Origin of the sequence: Streptomyces sp. NPDC046881 (genome assembly GCF_040645015.1) — a bacterium.
GTDB lineage: Bacteria > Actinomycetota > Actinomycetes > Streptomycetales > Streptomycetaceae > Streptomyces.
Genome location: NZ_JBEYXJ010000050.1, coordinates 1 through 15,677 on the forward strand (window position 1 = coordinate 1; position 15,677 = coordinate 15,677).

Genomic DNA, 15,677 nt, shown 5'->3' on the forward strand with positions numbered 1-15,677 from the left:
TCCCTCGTACTGGACGTACTTGGGTCTGCGCCCGGTGCGGCGAGAGTGCGTGCCAGGCGTCGCGGGGCAGGAGGGACTTTGCGGACACGGCCTAGCCCTCGACCCTCGGGTTCACCCAGGAACACCAGTCCTGGTCCGCCTTCGCGCCCGCCTCGGCCCGCAGGCGGATCTTGGTAGCACCGACCGCTCCGCTCAGATCGACGTCCAGTGGGCGCATGACCCGGTCGTCACCGCGGTCGTGCGTGCGGCCGAGTTCCAGCACCGAGCCGTTGGGGAACACCGCCAGCACGACGAAGTCGGCCTCGCCCGCCGACGGCGGGTTGGCAACCGCCATGAAGCCGAGCGTGGTACGGAACCGGTCGCCCGGGACGACCGGCACGGGCAGGGTGAAGTCGCCCTCGATCCAGCCGTTGTTCACCCACTGCGGATGAGTCTCCAGGTATTCGGGGTCGGTGTTGTCCTCGAGCGCGAAGCTTCCGGCCGGCCGCAGCAGCGCGAAGCCGTCGGGGTTCGCGTCCGGGCCGCCGTTGACGTCCGAGGTGCCGCTCCAGGGGATGGAGCCCGCCCCCGTTCGCCACGCGGCCGTGGGGGCGAGCGGGATCAGCGCCACCGAGTCCCTCGCGAACTGGACCGACACGGTCTTGCCGGCGTCCATGGTCACCACGCAGGTGGCCGCCGTACCCGAGCAGGCGCCGCCCCAGCCGCGCACCCGGAATCCGGTGGACGGCTGGGCGGTGAGCGTGATCGTCTCCCCCGGATCGGCGGCCTTGGTGCACGTGGGTGCGCAGTCGATGCCTGCGCCGGTGACCTTGCCGCCGAGGGGTGTCTGTACGGTCAGCACCGGGCGTTCGGTGATCTGCACCGAGGCGGCGGCCACCGCCGTCCGGCCGCCGGGGAACGTCGCGGTGACATTGATCTGGAAGGTGCCGGGGTTCGTCCACGCGTGGCTGGTGAGCACTCCGGAGCCGGTTTTGCCGTCACCGAACTCCCACGTGGCGCCGGTCGGGGCCGGTTTGCCGGCCGGCGCGGTGGCCCGCAGCGTCACCGGTTCGTCTGTCGTCGCGGTCGTTGCGGACAAGGAGACGGACACGGTCGGCGGGCCCGGCGGTGGTGAGGTCGTCGGCGGCGGTGAGGTCGTCGGAGGTGGTGAGGTCGTCGGAGGTGGGCTGGACGGTCCTGACGGACCGGTCGACGGCGCGGGGTCGGGGCCCCCGGTGGTGGACGGGTGCGACGGGGGTGTCCCGCCGGGGTTCGGCGGCCGTGAGGCGTTGGGGGGCACGCTCACGTCCGAGGACGGTGTCGGGGCCGGGCGCGACTTCGGGTCGTCCGGCCGCTTGGTGGGTTGTTCGGGCGAGGAGCCGCCTTCGTCGTCGGGTCGCTCGGTGAGGCCCTTCTCGGGGTTGCCGGGGTCGTACTTGGGCACTTTGAGGACGTCGCCGTCCAGCCGGATGATGCCGGCCCGCTCGCTGGCGGGATCGTTGAAGAACACCACACCGTCACGGGTGAGCAGCTGGAACCGGGTCGGCGGGTCGAGTACCTCCGGCTGGGCCACCACCTTCGAGGTGGCGAGGTCGACGATCCACACCCGGCCGGTGACGTAGTTGGGCACGAACAGCCGCCCGCCGTTCTCCACCGCCGCACCGAAACCGTCACCGGAGCGGCCGAGGCTGATCGCGCGGCCGCAGTTCGTGGACTTCAGCCGGCAGATCGTCAGCACGCCCCGGGACACCACATACAGGCGGGCGGAATGCGGCGAGCCGCTGATCGCCACCTCGTCCCCGTCGCGCAGTTCCAGCGGTACGGCCGAGGTCGGTTCACCGGAGTCCCGGTCCAGCAGCGACGCGGTACGCGCCGCCGTGTCGACCAGCACCGGGGCGCCGCCCGCCACCACCAGCCGACCCGGACCGGGAGCCTTCACGCCTCGCCGGGTCACCCGGTGCCCGGCCCTGACGATGTTCAAGTCCCCTGTCCGGTCGTCCAGGGCCCACAGCGCGCCGCGGTCGTCGAGCACCGTGGACTCCGGGGCCGCGTCGGCCGCCAGGGGCTGCAGATCGCCGCGGCGGGTCAGGGTCACCGGGTCGGTCTCGACGAGGACGCCGTGCTCGGCGTCCACCGCGTACAGCACGCCGGGGCCGGCGAACACGCGCAGTCCCTTGCCCGCGTCGGGGACGGGCCTGGCGCCCGGGGCGCCGCCGGCGAGGGCGGGGGTGACCGCCAACGTGGCGCCGTTGACGCGCCGTACGAAGCCCCGCGAGGTGTCGACCGCATAGGCGTGGGAGTCCTGCTGGACGACATCCAGGTCGCCACCGCCCGAGGAGACCTTCACCTGCGCGGCGACCTCGGCCGTCGAGCCGTCCAGCAGGGCGAGCTGGCCCGCCTTCGTGGAGGGCAGCCATGCCGCGCCGGAGAGCAGCCGTGGCCGCTTGGCCGTATAACCGTCACCGGCGCCCGCGACGACCAGGACCCCCACCGCGAGTACCCCGGCGAGTGTCCAGGCGACCATGCCGCGCCGCCGCCCGGTCAGCAGCGACCACTGCCACTTCCCCAGCCATGCCCTCGCGATCCGTGCCCTGGCCATGTGTCCTATCCCCCTTGGAGTTTCTTCAGCGAGCGCCGCGACTGCCGGTTCTGCCGCCGGCCGACGAGGAGTGGACGCGGGTCGAACAACGCCGCCACCGTGGCCGCCGCACCCCGCTTGCGGCGCAGCGCGGCGCGCAGCGCGGCGTCCGCCTGCCAGGCCTGTGCGACCGCCTCGGGCGAGGGTTCCACCGGGCTGAACAGCGCCTCGGTGACGAGGGGTGCGAGCACGGCGACCGGTGCGGCGGTGTCACCGAGCCTGAGTTCCGCCCGGCCCGCCACCTCCAGGGCGGTCAGCGATCGGGGCAGCGTCATACCGGTCTCCGTCAGCCGGTCCGTGCTGTTCCGCCACGCGCCGACGATCTGCCGCGACGGGGGACCGGTGCGCCGGCGACGGCGCCTGCGCCACTTCTCCAGGGCGATCAGCGCGGGGAGCACGATGACGAGGACGACCAGGACCCCGAGGACGACCAGCGCCCAGTCCCTCGCCGACCGGCCGTCGGCGGCGGCGGGGAGGTTCGGGATCTGCCCCTGGTCGTTCGCCTTGCTGTCCGAGGAGTCGGGGGTCTGGCCGCCGGCGTGATCGGGCTTCCTCGTGTGCGGCTTGTCGGTCGGCTTCCGGGTGGGGTCGGTCGGGTCGAAGGCCATCCAGCCGTATCCGGCCATGTCGACCTCGGCCCAGGCGTAGGCGTCGGTGGAGCGGACCGTGTACGTGTTGCCCTTCCGTGCGCCGGGGCGCAGCACATAGCCGGTGGCCACGCGGGCCGGGAAGCCCTGGGACCGGGCCAGCACCACGAACGCGGCGGCGTACTGCTCCGCGTACCCGACCGCCTCCTCCGGTTCGTCGCCGAACAGCCTGCGCAGCGCGTCCAAGGAGTGTCCGGGCCGGGCGGACAGGCTGTACGGGGAGTTGCGCAGCCGTTTCTCCAGCGCGACCAGTTTGGCGTACGGCTCGTCGACGCCGCTGGTGATCTCGACCGCGGCCCGGGTCAGTTCGGGGGGCGTCTCGGGGGGCACGGCGGTGTACCGCTTGGTGTCGGGCGTCAGGCGGGGCAGCGCCAGCCTGGCCCCGCCGTCACGCGGCCGTACCGCGCCGACCACGTCGTAGGTGAGGCCCTTGCGCGTCCGCGGCCCGGCCGCCAGCACGCCCGAGTCGGCGCTGAAGCCGATTCCGCCGGCGGTGACCCGTTCGGGCCGGCCGACGGCGGGCAGGTACGGATGGTCGAGCTGCTTGATCTCGACATGCAGCTCGACCCGTGCGGTGGGGATCAGCCCGGGGTCGGGCGCCAGAGTGCGCCCGGCGACCAGGAACCGGTCCGTGGAGGTCCACAGAGCACCGTCATAGGTGTCCAGTGCCGCGGTGCGTACCCGGTCGAGACGGCCGCCCAGGGGGTTGGCGTCCACCCGGACGGTGAACAGCTCGCGTGGCTTCTTCTCCTCGAGCTGGCTCTTGAGGGTCGCCAGCGGGGTGAGGGTGTCCTCCACCTCCACCGGTACGGACACCACGTCCCGGGGATCGAACCGGTTCTGACCGGTGGCCAGCGGCACCACCTGGGCCAGCACGACACCCACCACGGCGACGATCACCACGACGGGCAGACCGAACAAGGCCCGCCCCGCACTGGTGCGCACGGAGCCTTTGCTGTCGGTTCCGGCCATGACGTCGACCTGGTCCAGGCGTGCCGCCCGGATGAGCAGGAACAGCAGCAGGACCACCAGCAGGATGCCGGTCAGCGTCAGTTCGTCGCCGGTGTGCGCGGCGGTCAGGAGGAGCGCGACGACCAGTGAGAGGACCGGCGCCACCAGAGGACCGAGCAGCGAACGGGTGCGCAGGGTCACGCTCACCGCGACGAACGCCGCGGCGAACAGCACCAGCGCCGGTGTCATCAGCAGCTCGCCGGAGACATCGGCGGGCAGGCCCACGCTGAGTATCCGCGCCCAGCCGCGCAGTACGCCGGTACGCAGGGTGTCCAGGGTGTCGAGGGTGGGGATGCCGTGCCGGAGGGTAGGTGTCAGCACTGCGTAGACCGCCACGACGACGAATCCGACCGCCGCGACGAGCAGGGTCGTGGGCGTCCGCCGGCGCAGCAGCGCCGTGACGGTGGCCAGCACCGCGGCACTCGCCGTGGTGGCCAGCAGCGGGACCAGATGGCCCTTGGTGGCGAACAGTTCGCCGTAGGCCGGCGCCGTGGCCGCCACCGAGAGGGTCGCCAGGGCGAGTTCGGCGTAGTGCAGGGCGGTGACCGGCTCGCCTGTCCGGGCGGCGGCCTTCATCGTCGTACCAGTTCGTTCCACGTGACGGCGAACTCCTCGCGGCTGCGGACGTTCATCGACACCACGCCGTGCAGTGCGCTCGGCGGCGCCGCGTAGGTGTCGGCGAACTGCACCAGGCTGATCATCATGAACCGGGAGCGCACCTGTGGCAGCGCGGTGAGCATCGCCGGCTCGGGCTGTCCGGTGATGACACCGAGCGATACGGCGCCCTGCTCGGGCACCATCGAGGGCAGCGCGGCCAGACCCGGGTCCTGGCGGTCGCGCTCGACGCCGGCCAGCAGATCGAGGGTGGGTGTGAGGCCTTCGCCGGTCTGGTCGGTGGCGGTCATCCTGCCGCCGGTGGTGCGCAGTTCGAGCGGGAACCCTGCGCGGATCGCCGCCACGCAGAGCGAGGCGGCGGCGCTCACGGCGTCCTCGAAGGACTTTTCCGTGTACGGGCTCTCGCTCGTGTCCAGCACGACCATCAGCCGGGGTTCGTTGGGGACGACGTTGTGACGGACCATCAACTGACCTGTGCGGGCACTGGACTTCCAGTGGATCAGCCGCCAGTCGTCGCCCGAGGCGTAGTCCCGCAGGCTGTGGAAGGCGATGCCGCCCTGCGGCGCGAGGCTGGAGGTGGGGCCGTCCTGGTCGCGGCTCTGGCCTGTGGGCACCGGGTGGACCGGATCGGTGTGCGGATGCACGTACAGCGTCGACTCGGTGGCGTAGCGCTTGGCGACAGCCATCAGGCGCAGCGGGTCGGTGTGGCCGATGGTCAGCGGGCCCACCCGGTAGACCCCGCGCCGGGACGTGGGCAGGTCGTAGGTCATGGAGTGGCTCGCCCGGGGGGCGAGGCTCGGGAGCGGCACACCGACGTTTCGGCCGGCCACCCGTTCGGACGCCGTGATCGGCGGGCAGCGCCGGGACATCTCGTTGGTCACCGTGATGACGCCGACCGCCGCCTCGCCCTCGGACACCCGGTTGGGGCGGATCTGCCGGCGTACCAGCAGATCCGGTCTGGCGAGCATCCACAGCGCCGCGGTGAGGATGGCGATCAGGCAGGCGAACCCGAGCAGCGTCAGTTCCGGGTAGTCCAGCAGAGCGCCGGTGGTCAGGAGAAGGACAGCCGCGATCGCGACCGCGAGCCCGGATCGGGTCAGCATCGTGGCCTCACAGCCCCGCGGACGCCTGCGGCACCGGAACCGAGGCGAGGATCTCGTCCACGACCGCGGATGTGGTCACGCCCTTGATCGAGGCCTCAGGGGTGAGGATGATCCGGTGGCACAGCACCGGGTGCGCCATCGCCTTCACGTCGTCGGCGGTGACGTACGAGCGGCCGTCCACGGTGGCCCTGGCCTGGCTTGCCACCGCAAGGGCGTTGCTGGCCCGCGGACTCGCGCCGAGGCGCACCTTCTCCCTGAGGGCGCGGGTGCCGCCGACGACCGTGACGATGTACGAGCGGACCGCGTCGGCGACGTGCGTGGCGCGGGCGACCTGGATCATCTTCGTCAGCTCGGCGACATTGGTCACCGCGGTGAGCTGCTCGGGCAGTCGCCGGGCGATGGCGTCGCCGATGACCCTGGCCTCCTGCTCCGGGTTGGGATAGCCGAGGCGCAACTGCATCATGAAGCGGTCCAGCTGGGCCTCGGGGAGGGTGTACGTGCCCTGGTGGTCGTACGGGTTCTGGGTGGCGATCACGAAGTGCGGCGAATTGAGCTCGTAGGTCTCACCGTCCACGGTGACCTGCCGTTCGCCCATGGCCTCCAGCAGCGCGGACTGCGTCTTCGGCGAGGCCCGGTTGATCTCGTCACCGAGCACGATGTTGGCGAATACGGGCCCGGCATGGAATTCGAACTGCTTCTTGCCGTTGTCGAAAATATTTACGCCGACCACGTCCGAGGGCAGCAGGTCGGGAGTGAACTGGATCCGCCGCAATTGCCCGCTGATCGAATGCGCGATCGCCTTGGCCAGCGTGGTTTTCGCGACGCCGGGCACACCCTCGATGAGCAGATGTCCCTCGGCCAGCAGACAGACGACGGCGTTGCGCACGACCTGCGCGTTGCCATGGACGACTTGTTCGATGTTGCGGATCAGGTCGTCGACCCGACGCTGCACCCAGGAGGCGTCGATCGCCCCCGGGTCAACGGGCATTGCCATAGGTGCCCCTTTTATACTTGCCCAACTGGCAGGTGCGGATCACTGCGACGTCCCCTGGATGTGACCGCGCACTTCTCCCACCGCACACGCGTCATGAGCGCAGTCCCCCCGGACTCCGGCCATCTCCCGGCTTTTGTGCATATGATGCCACGTCAGGCAGTGCGACGGGCCGTTTCAGCCATTTCGCAGGGGTCAGTGAAAGGTCGGAATGTTTCCTCTGGGAATTGATCTCGGTACCACTTTCACCGGCGCCGCGTTGTGGCGCGGCGGTCGTGCCGAGACGGTGCCGCTCGGCCAGCACTCGCACGGCTCCGACCTCGTGCCGTCGGTGCTGTACCGGACAGCAGACGGCACACTGCTCGTCGGGGACACCGCGCGGTTCAAGGGCGCCACGGACCCGCAGCGCATGGCCCAGCGCTTCAAACCGCTGATGGGCGAGGACTATCCGGTGATCGTGGGAGAGACGGGATATCCGCCCCACGAACTGACCGGTCATCTGCTGCGCTGGGTGCTGGACACCGTGGCCGGACTCGAAGGGGCCCGGCCCGGTGATGTGGTGCTCACCCATCCAGCCGGGTGGGAGGGGCACCGGCGCCAGGCACTGGTCGACGCGGCCTCCATCGCGGGGCTCAGCGATGTCGGCCTGCTGCCCGAGCCCATCGCCGCCGGTACGTTCTACGTGTCCCAGCAGCGCATCGTGCCGGTGCGCCCCGGCGCCCTGATCGGCATCTACGACCTCGGCGGGGGCACTTTCGACGCGACCCTGGTGCGCAAGTCCGAGACAGGTGTGGAGATCGTCGGTGAACCGGCCGGTGACGACCATGTGGGGGGCATCCACTTCGATGCGCTGCTGATGGACCATGTCGAGGAGATCGCCGGAGCCGCCGGCCGCTTCGACCCGGACGATCCCGCGGTCGAGGCCGACCTGTTGCGGCTGCAGGCCGATGTGATCGCCGCCAAGGAGGTGCTGTCCACTCTGCCGGAGGCGGTCGTGCACGTCCGGCTGCCGGGTGTGTCGCGGGACGTGGAGATCACCCGCCGCGGGTTCGAGGCACTGATCCGCCCGATGCTCATGGACACGATCGGCATGTTCGCCGATGTGCTCGATCAGGCGGGCGTCCGGCCGGATCAGCTCGACGCCGTGCTGCTGGTCGGCGGGTCCAGCCGCATCCCCCTGGTCGCCCGGCTGCTGGAGAACGAGCTGGGAGTCTCCGTCAAGACCGACGCGCACTCCAAGCACGTGGTGAGCCTGGGCGCGGCGATCGCCGCGGCGCCCAGGCGGACGGTGACGGAGCCGCAGGTCCTCGTCCCTTCGGTGCGCGCACCGAAGCCCCAGGGAACGCCCGGACAGGGCCCGGAACTGACCGTCATCACCGACCTGGAGCGCACCGGCCTGACGACGGCCACCGACACCAAGGTGCACGTACCCGAGTATCCGCTCCGGGATCTTCCACGGGTCACCAGCGGGGACGAGACCGTCACGGTCCGGACCCGGGTGGACGACGGAACCGGACGCGGCCGGCTCGGTGTACTCCTCGTCGTTCTGCTGGTGTCGGCGGTGCTGGTACTGATCGCGCTGTTCGCCTTCGGGTCCCTGTGACTCCCCTCGCCCGTCGTCCCCTGTGCAGGAACCGGATGCCGGCCCCCGGCTCCGCCCTCGTCATCACTCGGCCTCGTGCCGCGCGGCGAGCACCTCACAGCTGCGGACCGCGACCGTCGCGGCGCGGGCGAGGTCCGGCTTGGTGAGGGGGTGGCGGGCCAGCCGCCCCCAGTAGGCGTGTTCGACAGCGAGCGCCTCGCGGATCCGGTCCCCGGTCGCAGCGGCCGGGAGGTTCAGACGGGCAGTGACGCCGATGCCCTCACCGCCCAGCAGGCGTTCCATCCTGTCGAGTTGGGCGGCCTTGGCGGGGATGCGGGCGGTGCGCAGATCCGTCAGCATCCGGATCTCCGTGAACTCATGGGCGTTCACCCGGACCTGCTCCATGCGCCTGCGCAGCACGGCCGCCTCCGCAATGGGATCGGCGCTGGTGACCGTGTCGACGACGCGCAGCGCGGACTCCGCCTTGAGCACGTCGCGACGCTCGGCGAACTGGGACGACAACAGGGTGCGCAGTCTGGTCAGTCCGCTGTGCTCGGCGAGCGCCACGCACAGCTCCTCCCGGGTCAGGCGGGGGTTGTCCGCCAGCAGACGCAGCCCGAAGCGGATCCCGTACAGGCCGAGCCTGCGCAGCAACGCCTCCCGGTCGGCGCCGGAAAGGACGACCCGTCTGGCAGGGTCGAGGAACCGTGAGGTGGAGACCAGCAGCGGCGCGGTGGCCACGGGGCCTGCCCCGGCCAGCGCGGTCAGTCCTGCGAATTCCCTGGGCTGCATCGTCCCGGACGCCTCCGCGAGCAGTCCCGCCAGCGGGACGACGGTGTGCACCAGTGAGCGGACGCGGCCGTTGCCGCGGTAGTCGGCCGCGATGCGGTCGGCGTGGGTGAGCGCGTCATCGGCACCGCCGCCCATTTCGTCGGCCCTCGACAGGATGCCCACCGCGGTCACCAGACTGCCGCCGTTGGCTCCGGCGTCGGCCGTCATCCGAAGGAAGTCGACGTCGGACGAGTGCAGTTGACGCATGAGATACAGCACCGCGTCCACCGTGCCGCCGTCGGAGGGCCGGCTGAAGAACCGCTCGGTGCGGGCGCCCGCGGTCAGGGTGAGCGACCCGGTGCCGGGGGTGTCGATCAGCGTCATCGACGCCAGCCACGGTGCGGGCAACTGCATCCGCAGCCGGTCCAGTTCCTCGATCCGGATGCGCGGCGGGAGCATGACCGGCGCCGTCGGGGTCAGCGGGACCGGCTCGCCCATCCTCGGATCGGCCCAGGCCGCGGGGTGGTCACCGTGGCTGTACCAGGTGACGATCCGGGTGCACTCGCCGGCGTCGGTCGCCGCGACCCGCTGTCCCACCAGGGCGTTGAGCAGGGTCGACTTGCCGGCCTTCACCCGTCCGGCGATCGCCACCTTCAGCGGTTCCGCCAGATGCGCGGTCACGGCCTCGACGGCCGCCTCCCCGGGCCGGCCCCGGTACGCCTGTCGCGCCTCCCCGAGCAGCTCGCCCACCGCGGTGATCAGGTTCATGGGTGCCGCCTCCTCGGGAACCCGGAGCGGTCCGCCACCGAGTTCGCGGAGTCGAGCAGAGTCCGTACCCGGCTCAGTTCCCCGGGCGGGGGCGGGGTGGCGGAGGTCGCCGCACAGTAGCTGCGTTCGGTGGTCTCGCGGAGTTCGGTGGCGCGGTCCAGGTAGTAGTCGCGCAGTCGGATCTGACAGGTGCGGATCAATTCGGCCCCTGCCCCGGCAGCAAAACTGTGCTGCTGGCGCAGGTAGTTGACCACCGCCGCGACCCCTTCACGCCGGGACTGTTCCATACGTGCCGTCTTCTGGTCACGTACGGACTTCACAGCGAACACCGTGCCGAACGTGGCGGTGATGGGCAGCAGCACCCACAGCGCCGGATGCAGGGTGGTGATCAGCAGGGTGGTGATGACGGAACTGCTCAGCGACCAGCCGCGGGCGGCCTGCATGCCCACCTCGATCCGGCCGGCGGCCTTGGTGGTCGGAGTGCCGAGCCGGACGCTGGCGCTGGCCCCGACCAGTCCGGGGCGGGGAGCGCGCAGGATCTCTCCGGACTCGTCGGCGAACGCGTTGGCCACGTCCGCTGCCAGCTCCTCCATCGCCGCGAGGATGCGGTGGTGGCAGTCGGTCAGTTCCTCGTTCGTCCGCTGGTACAGCCAGGGCACGAACTCGTCCCACTCCCGCAGCGGGTCCAGCGCGTTGACCCGGGCGACCGCCTCCTGTTCCAGCCGGAGCATCCGGTCCTGCAGCTCGTTGCGGGTGCGGGCGTTGACGTCGGCGAACCGGTCGTTGACCAGGTTCATCCAGCGTGCCGTCGGGGCGGCCAGCTGCACGGCCTTCTGTCTGGCCAGCTCGGCTCGGCGGCGGCCCTCTCCCCGCCCGCCCGCCGACAGCGTGTGTGCGATCTGCCCGAGGGTGTCGGCCACGACCGCCACCGCCCGTCCGGACGCCGAGGCCCTGCTGCCGGCCAGCCGTGAGCGCAGCCGCTCCACCAGGACGGGGAAACCGGATTCGGCGTTGAGTTCGGCGTCCCCGGAGTCCAGCGCGAGCTCCCGCAGCCGGGCGGACACCGGCACGATCTCCACGCTCAGCCCGGCCGTCGCGAGGTGCCTGCGGTTGATCTCCAGGATGCGCCGCCAGTCCAGGTACAGATCGGTCTTGGTCAGTACGCAGAGGGTGCTCGGGCAGGTCTCGATCACATGCCGGAGGAACTCGACCTCGGCCGCGGTGAACTCCTGGCTCGCGTCCGTGACCACGAGCACGGCGTCGGCCAGTGACACGGCCCGCATCGCGGCGGACGCCTGCGCCGAGGCGAACCCACCGCCGATTCCCGGGCTGTCCACGAGCGTCAGGCCGGTCGACAGCAGGGTGCGCGGCAGCCCGACCTCGATCGCCGCCAGCCGGCGCCCGGCGCCGTCGACCCCCGAGGTGGAGTACCCGGCCACCTCGCGAGGGTCGACGGGGATGGTGCCCTCGGCGTCGACCGAGGTGACCAGTCCGGCACGGGCGGTGGCGGCGTGACCGACCAGCACCGGCACCGTGGTGAAGCCGGTCGGGTCGGTGCCGCAGACCGGAACCCCGACCAGCCCGTTGACCAGGCTGCTCTTCCCCTTCTTGAACTCCCCGGCGACGAGCACCTGAAACGGCCCCGAACTCAACTCGCGGGCCTCGCCCTCGAGCCGGGCCGCGAGGTCGGGCCTGCCGTTGCGGTGTGCTTCGCCGATGGCCTCGGCCAGCAGCCGGCGCGCTTGCTGATCGGTCGTCACCACGGTGCGGTCAGTGCCCTCCGTGCGCGACGTCATGGCCGAGGTCCGGATCGGCGCCATGGTGGTGGGAGCCGAGGTCCACATGGACGACAGTGGCGTGCGGTGCGTCGTCGAAGCCGCCCATGTCGTGGAACCCGCCGGTCCCCGCGTCATCCGTGAAAGACGCCTCCGCCAGGGCCGCTTCATGCGGGTCCGCCGTCGGCGCGTCGGGCTGCCCCGGGACGACGGCAGGCGCCGTCGGGCCGGTGAACTCCAGGCTGGCCGGGAGCGTGTCGTGGTCCAGGGAGAAGGGGTCGGTGGCCAGCCGCCGATCGAAGTCGTCGGGCTCCGTGGTCGCGGGTTCGGCGCTGTACTCATGACCGTCCGCCTGCGCGTGGGACGGGGACGAGGCCGTGGCGGGCCCCGCCGTGTGAGCGGGCTCGGACGGCTGGGGGGCCGGATGGGCCGGCTCGGCCGTCGGGTGCTCCTCCGGTGCCGCCACGGCGGTCGCGTGCTGGGCCGGTGCTGCCGCGTCCGGGCCGCCGCCCTCGGTGCCGGGAATCATGGCGGCGTAGTTGAAGCGTCTGGTGCCGGCCTCGAAAATGCCCACGCCGGCCCGGGGATTGGCCGCCTCGATGGTCCGTCCGTCGCCGAGGCTGATCGCCACGTGCTGGCCGGAGGGCTCGCCGGTCAGCGGGTCGCTGGAAAACTCGAAGAGCAGTGCTCCTCGGGTGTGGATGGCGTCCTCGACGGACATCTCGGTGCCCGCGTGGTGGAGCTGCCGGTACTGTGCCGACGCGCCGTCGGTGATGTGCAGTCCGGCCTGGTGCGCGGCCCATTCCACGAGTTCGGAGCAGTCGAAGGCGTTCGGGTTCGGATCGCCCGGGCGTGTCTCGGCACCGTAGGTGTATCGGTCCCCGTTCTGGGCGAGCGCCGCCTCGACGAACCGGTCCAGCTTGCCGTCGTCCGCGTGCGCTGCCGGCTGCACCCTTGCGGTCTCGGTGGCGCCGTCCGGCCGACCGACGGGTGACCCGGCCGGCTGCGCGGTGACGGCTTCGGGGGCACCGGCCGTCTGCAGGGGCAGCCCGTACTCCCGGCCGGTGTCCGGCACCCCGTTCTCCAGCGGGATACCGTACTCGGCGCCCAGGCGGTCGGCCGACACGGTGGCCTGCCCCGCAGCGCCGGCTTCCGCGTTCGCCGTGGTGCCGTGGTCCGCGGCCGGGATCACCGCGGGCTGCGTGATCCCGGCGTCCGGAGGCACCGACCACTGCCCGTCGTCGGACCCGGCGCTGCGGGAATCGCCGTACCCGGAGGTGCCGGTCCAGACGCCGAGCCCGGCTCCGTCGCCGTGGGCGACCGCGGCTGCCTGGGCCTCCTCCTGGAAGCGCAGGTAACGGGCGGACGAGCCATGATGCGTGGTCGTCCACGGCGAGAAGTCGCCGCCGTGCCGGGAGATCTGGTACGCCGCCCTGGCGTTGTCCACCGGGTCGTGGAGGTCGAACCGCTCGGACAGGTCCGGATGGGCACGCGCATTGATCTGCCACAACCCTATGCTGTCCTCCCCGACCGGGTTGTACGCCCGGCTGTCGCCGCCCGACTCCGCCAGGGCGACGGCGGTCATGGTGGTGGCCTGGTCCGGGGAGAAGCCTGCTTGGCGGGCGAAGGCGTAGATCTGCTCTGCGGAGAAGCGGGGCATGTCGCCAGAGTACGGTCGTGAGGGGCACTCCACCCAAGAGTCCGCCTTTTGATGTTCTCTCGTGATATCCGTCGCATGCCCGGCGCTACGATGACGCCCACACGGGTCGGGCGACGAGCTCACGTGGCTCGGGGGACGGGCTGGGGAGAGTGGTTCCGGCGGACGAGGCGCACAGGTCTGAAGGCGCGGCGCACGAGCCGTACGAGTCCGAGGCCGTGGCGCCCCGGACAGTGCTGGCGGACACGCTGTTGCAGCGAGAGGCGCTGATCTGCCGGGTGGGCGAGGGCGTCTCGCCCCGCGACTTCGCCGGGCTCTATGTCGCCCGCGAGGATCTCGACCGTGTGTTGCGTACGCTCCCCGGTCTCGACGGACCCGACCGCTCGGCGGTGCACGGCGTGCGCGACCATCTGGCGCCCGGACTGGCCGCGGCCAGAGAGCTGTTCGCCGCGTCACTGGACGGTGACCGCGACGACGCCTTCACCACCCTGGTACGCCGCGCCGGGCTGACGGTCCCCCAGGCCGAACTGCTCGCCGTGGTGTGCGCGGTGGACGCCTCACCGGCGCGGATGAAGCTGGTGTGTTACATCCAGGACAATGTGCAGTTGCCGAGGCTGACCCTGTCGACGGTGACCCGCATGTTCGGCTCGGCAAGCGCCGCGGCGCACGGATCCCGGCTGCTCACGGCCGCGCTCGTCGGCGTCGGCGCCGAAGGGCCGTGGGCCACCCGGATGCTCGCCCCGGCGGACCGGGTGATCTGGGCGCTGGCCGGGAGCGAGGCACCCGATCCCGGCCTCCCGCCCGGCACCCGTCGCCTGCCGGCAAGGGGTCCCCGGAGCGCCGCGGCGGAACTGCTCCTGGTGTCGGGCCCGGACGCGGCCAGCCGGCTGCGCGCGGTGACCGACCACCGCCCGGGTCAGGGCATGCTGATCGGCCCCGTACCGGGCGGTCCCGCCGCCTGGGAGGCGCTGGTTCGCGAGGCCACGATCGGCGATCTGGCGGTGGTGCTGGAGCTGGCCGGGCCCCCGGACGCGGAGACGCGCGACCGGATCGACCGCGCCGGCCATCTGACCTGGGTGCTGAGCTCGGGTACGGAGCTGCCGCTGGACGTGCTGCCGCGTCGCGCCTTCACGGAGCTGCGGGTCGACTCCGCAGCCGCCGACGCCGCTGACTGGGAGGCCGCGTTCGGCACCGGCCCGGAGGCGGGCGTACGCCTGACCCGTGATCAGCTCGGACTGGTCGCTGCGGCGGCCGGCGGCCGGGTATCGAAGCTGCCCGCCGGTGTCCGCCGTCTCGCAGGAGGGCATCTGGACCGGCTCGCGGTCCGGGTGAGTCCGCAGCGCGGCTGGGACGACCTGGTGCTGCCCGCCGACCAGACCCGTCGACTGCGCGAGATCGTGACCCGGCATCAGCACAGCTCCCTGGTCTACCAGGAGTGGGGTTTCCCACCGCTGCCGTCGAGCGGCGTCGTCGCGCTCTTCTCCGGGCCGTCGGGGACCGGCAAGACACTGGCCGCCGAGATCATCGCGGGCGAGCTCGGACTGGATCTGTACAAGGTCAGTCTGTCGTCGGTGGTCAGCAAGTACATCGGGGAGACCGAGAAGAACCTGGAGCGGATCTTCGGGGCGGCGGCCGCGGGCGACCTCGTGCTGTTCTTCGACGAGGCCGACGCGCTGTTCGGCAAGCGCTCCGAGGTCAGCGACTCGCGCGACCGTTACGCCAACATCGAGGTGGCGTATCTGCTGCAGCGGCTGGAGTCGTACGACGGCATCGTGGTGCTGGCGACGAACCTGCGGCGCAACATCGACGACGCCTTTCTGCGGCGCATCTCGGTCGGGGTGGACTTCGAGGCTCCCGGCGAGGCCGATCGCCGCCGCATCTGGCAGCGGGCGTTCCCGGACTCCGCCCCGGTGTCGGAACTGGATCTGGAGTTCCTGGCCCGACAGTTCCGGATCACGGGCGGCACCATCCGCAACGCCGCGCTCGGGGCGGCGTTCCGGGCCGCCGGGGACAGCGGGCCGATCACCATGGAACGGGTGGTCCTCGCCCTGCGCAGCGAGTTCCAGAAGATCGGACGGCTGTGCACGGAAGCGGAGTTCGGCCGGTACTTCGATCTGGTGGAATCCGCACATGAATGAGG

The 15,677-nt window shown here is 71.6% G+C and carries 9 protein-coding genes; 2 read left to right on the top strand and 7 right to left on the bottom strand.

Going from position 1 to position 15,677, the window contains the following annotated elements:
- Positions 1-91: 91 nt before the first annotated feature.
- The 4 genes from ABZ923_RS23165 to ABZ923_RS23180 are packed head-to-tail and all read right to left on the bottom strand — an operon-like array spanning position 92 to position 6,987.
- Positions 92-2,578, bottom strand: coding sequence for a PKD domain-containing protein (locus tag ABZ923_RS23165; RefSeq protein ID WP_361474903.1), 2,487 nt, complete (start codon positions 2,576-2,578; stop codon positions 92-94).
- Positions 2,579-2,583: 5 nt separating this feature from the next.
- Positions 2,584-4,872 (bottom strand): transglutaminaseTgpA domain-containing protein, encoded by a 2,289-nt coding sequence (locus tag ABZ923_RS23170; protein WP_361474905.1) that lies wholly within the window; start codon positions 4,870-4,872, stop codon positions 2,584-2,586.
- Positions 4,848-5,993 carry a DUF58 domain-containing protein gene (locus ABZ923_RS23175; protein ID WP_361474907.1) on the bottom strand — a complete coding sequence of 382 codons (1,146 nt, stop codon included), beginning with the start codon at positions 5,991-5,993 and terminating at the stop codon, positions 4,848-4,850. Before ABZ923_RS23175 ends, ABZ923_RS23170 begins: the two co-directional genes overlap by 25 nt.
- 7 nt (positions 5,994-6,000) lie before the next feature.
- Positions 6,001-6,987: a MoxR family ATPase gene (locus tag ABZ923_RS23180; protein WP_361474909.1), complete on the bottom strand. Its 987-nt coding sequence runs from the start codon at positions 6,985-6,987 to the stop codon at positions 6,001-6,003.
- A 208-nt stretch (positions 6,988-7,195) separates the two neighbouring features.
- Here ABZ923_RS23180 and ABZ923_RS23185 point away from each other — a divergent pair, with 208 nt between their 5' ends.
- Positions 7,196-8,587, top strand: coding sequence for an Hsp70 family protein (locus ABZ923_RS23185; RefSeq protein WP_361474911.1), 1,392 nt, complete (start codon positions 7,196-7,198; stop codon positions 8,585-8,587).
- A gap of 63 nt (positions 8,588-8,650) precedes the next feature.
- Here the strand turns inward: ABZ923_RS23185 and ABZ923_RS23190 are convergent, their stop codons facing one another.
- From ABZ923_RS23190 to ABZ923_RS23200, 3 genes are read right to left on the bottom strand one after another with little or no spacing between them, the layout of a single operon-like run.
- Entirely contained in the window at positions 8,651-10,105 is a 1,455-nt protein-coding gene (locus tag ABZ923_RS23190; protein ID WP_361474913.1) for a dynamin family protein, read from the bottom strand.
- Positions 10,102-11,901, bottom strand: a complete 1,800-nt coding sequence (locus ABZ923_RS23195) for a dynamin family protein (RefSeq protein WP_361474915.1) — start codon at positions 11,899-11,901, stop codon at positions 10,102-10,104. Before ABZ923_RS23195 ends, ABZ923_RS23190 begins: the two co-directional genes overlap by 4 nt.
- Complete coding sequence (locus ABZ923_RS23200; protein WP_361474917.1) at positions 11,876-13,540, bottom strand: NlpC/P60 family protein; 1,665 nt, start codon at positions 13,538-13,540, stop codon at positions 11,876-11,878. The genes ABZ923_RS23195 and ABZ923_RS23200 overlap by 26 nt, the downstream gene beginning before the upstream one ends.
- A 215-nt stretch (positions 13,541-13,755) precedes the next feature.
- On the opposite strand from ABZ923_RS23200, the gene ABZ923_RS23205 reads away from it, so the two are divergent.
- Positions 13,756-15,675 (top strand): ATP-binding protein, encoded by a 1,920-nt coding sequence (locus ABZ923_RS23205; protein ID WP_361474919.1) that lies wholly within the window; start codon positions 13,756-13,758, stop codon positions 15,673-15,675.
- The last annotated feature ends 2 nt before the right edge of the window (positions 15,676-15,677 follow it).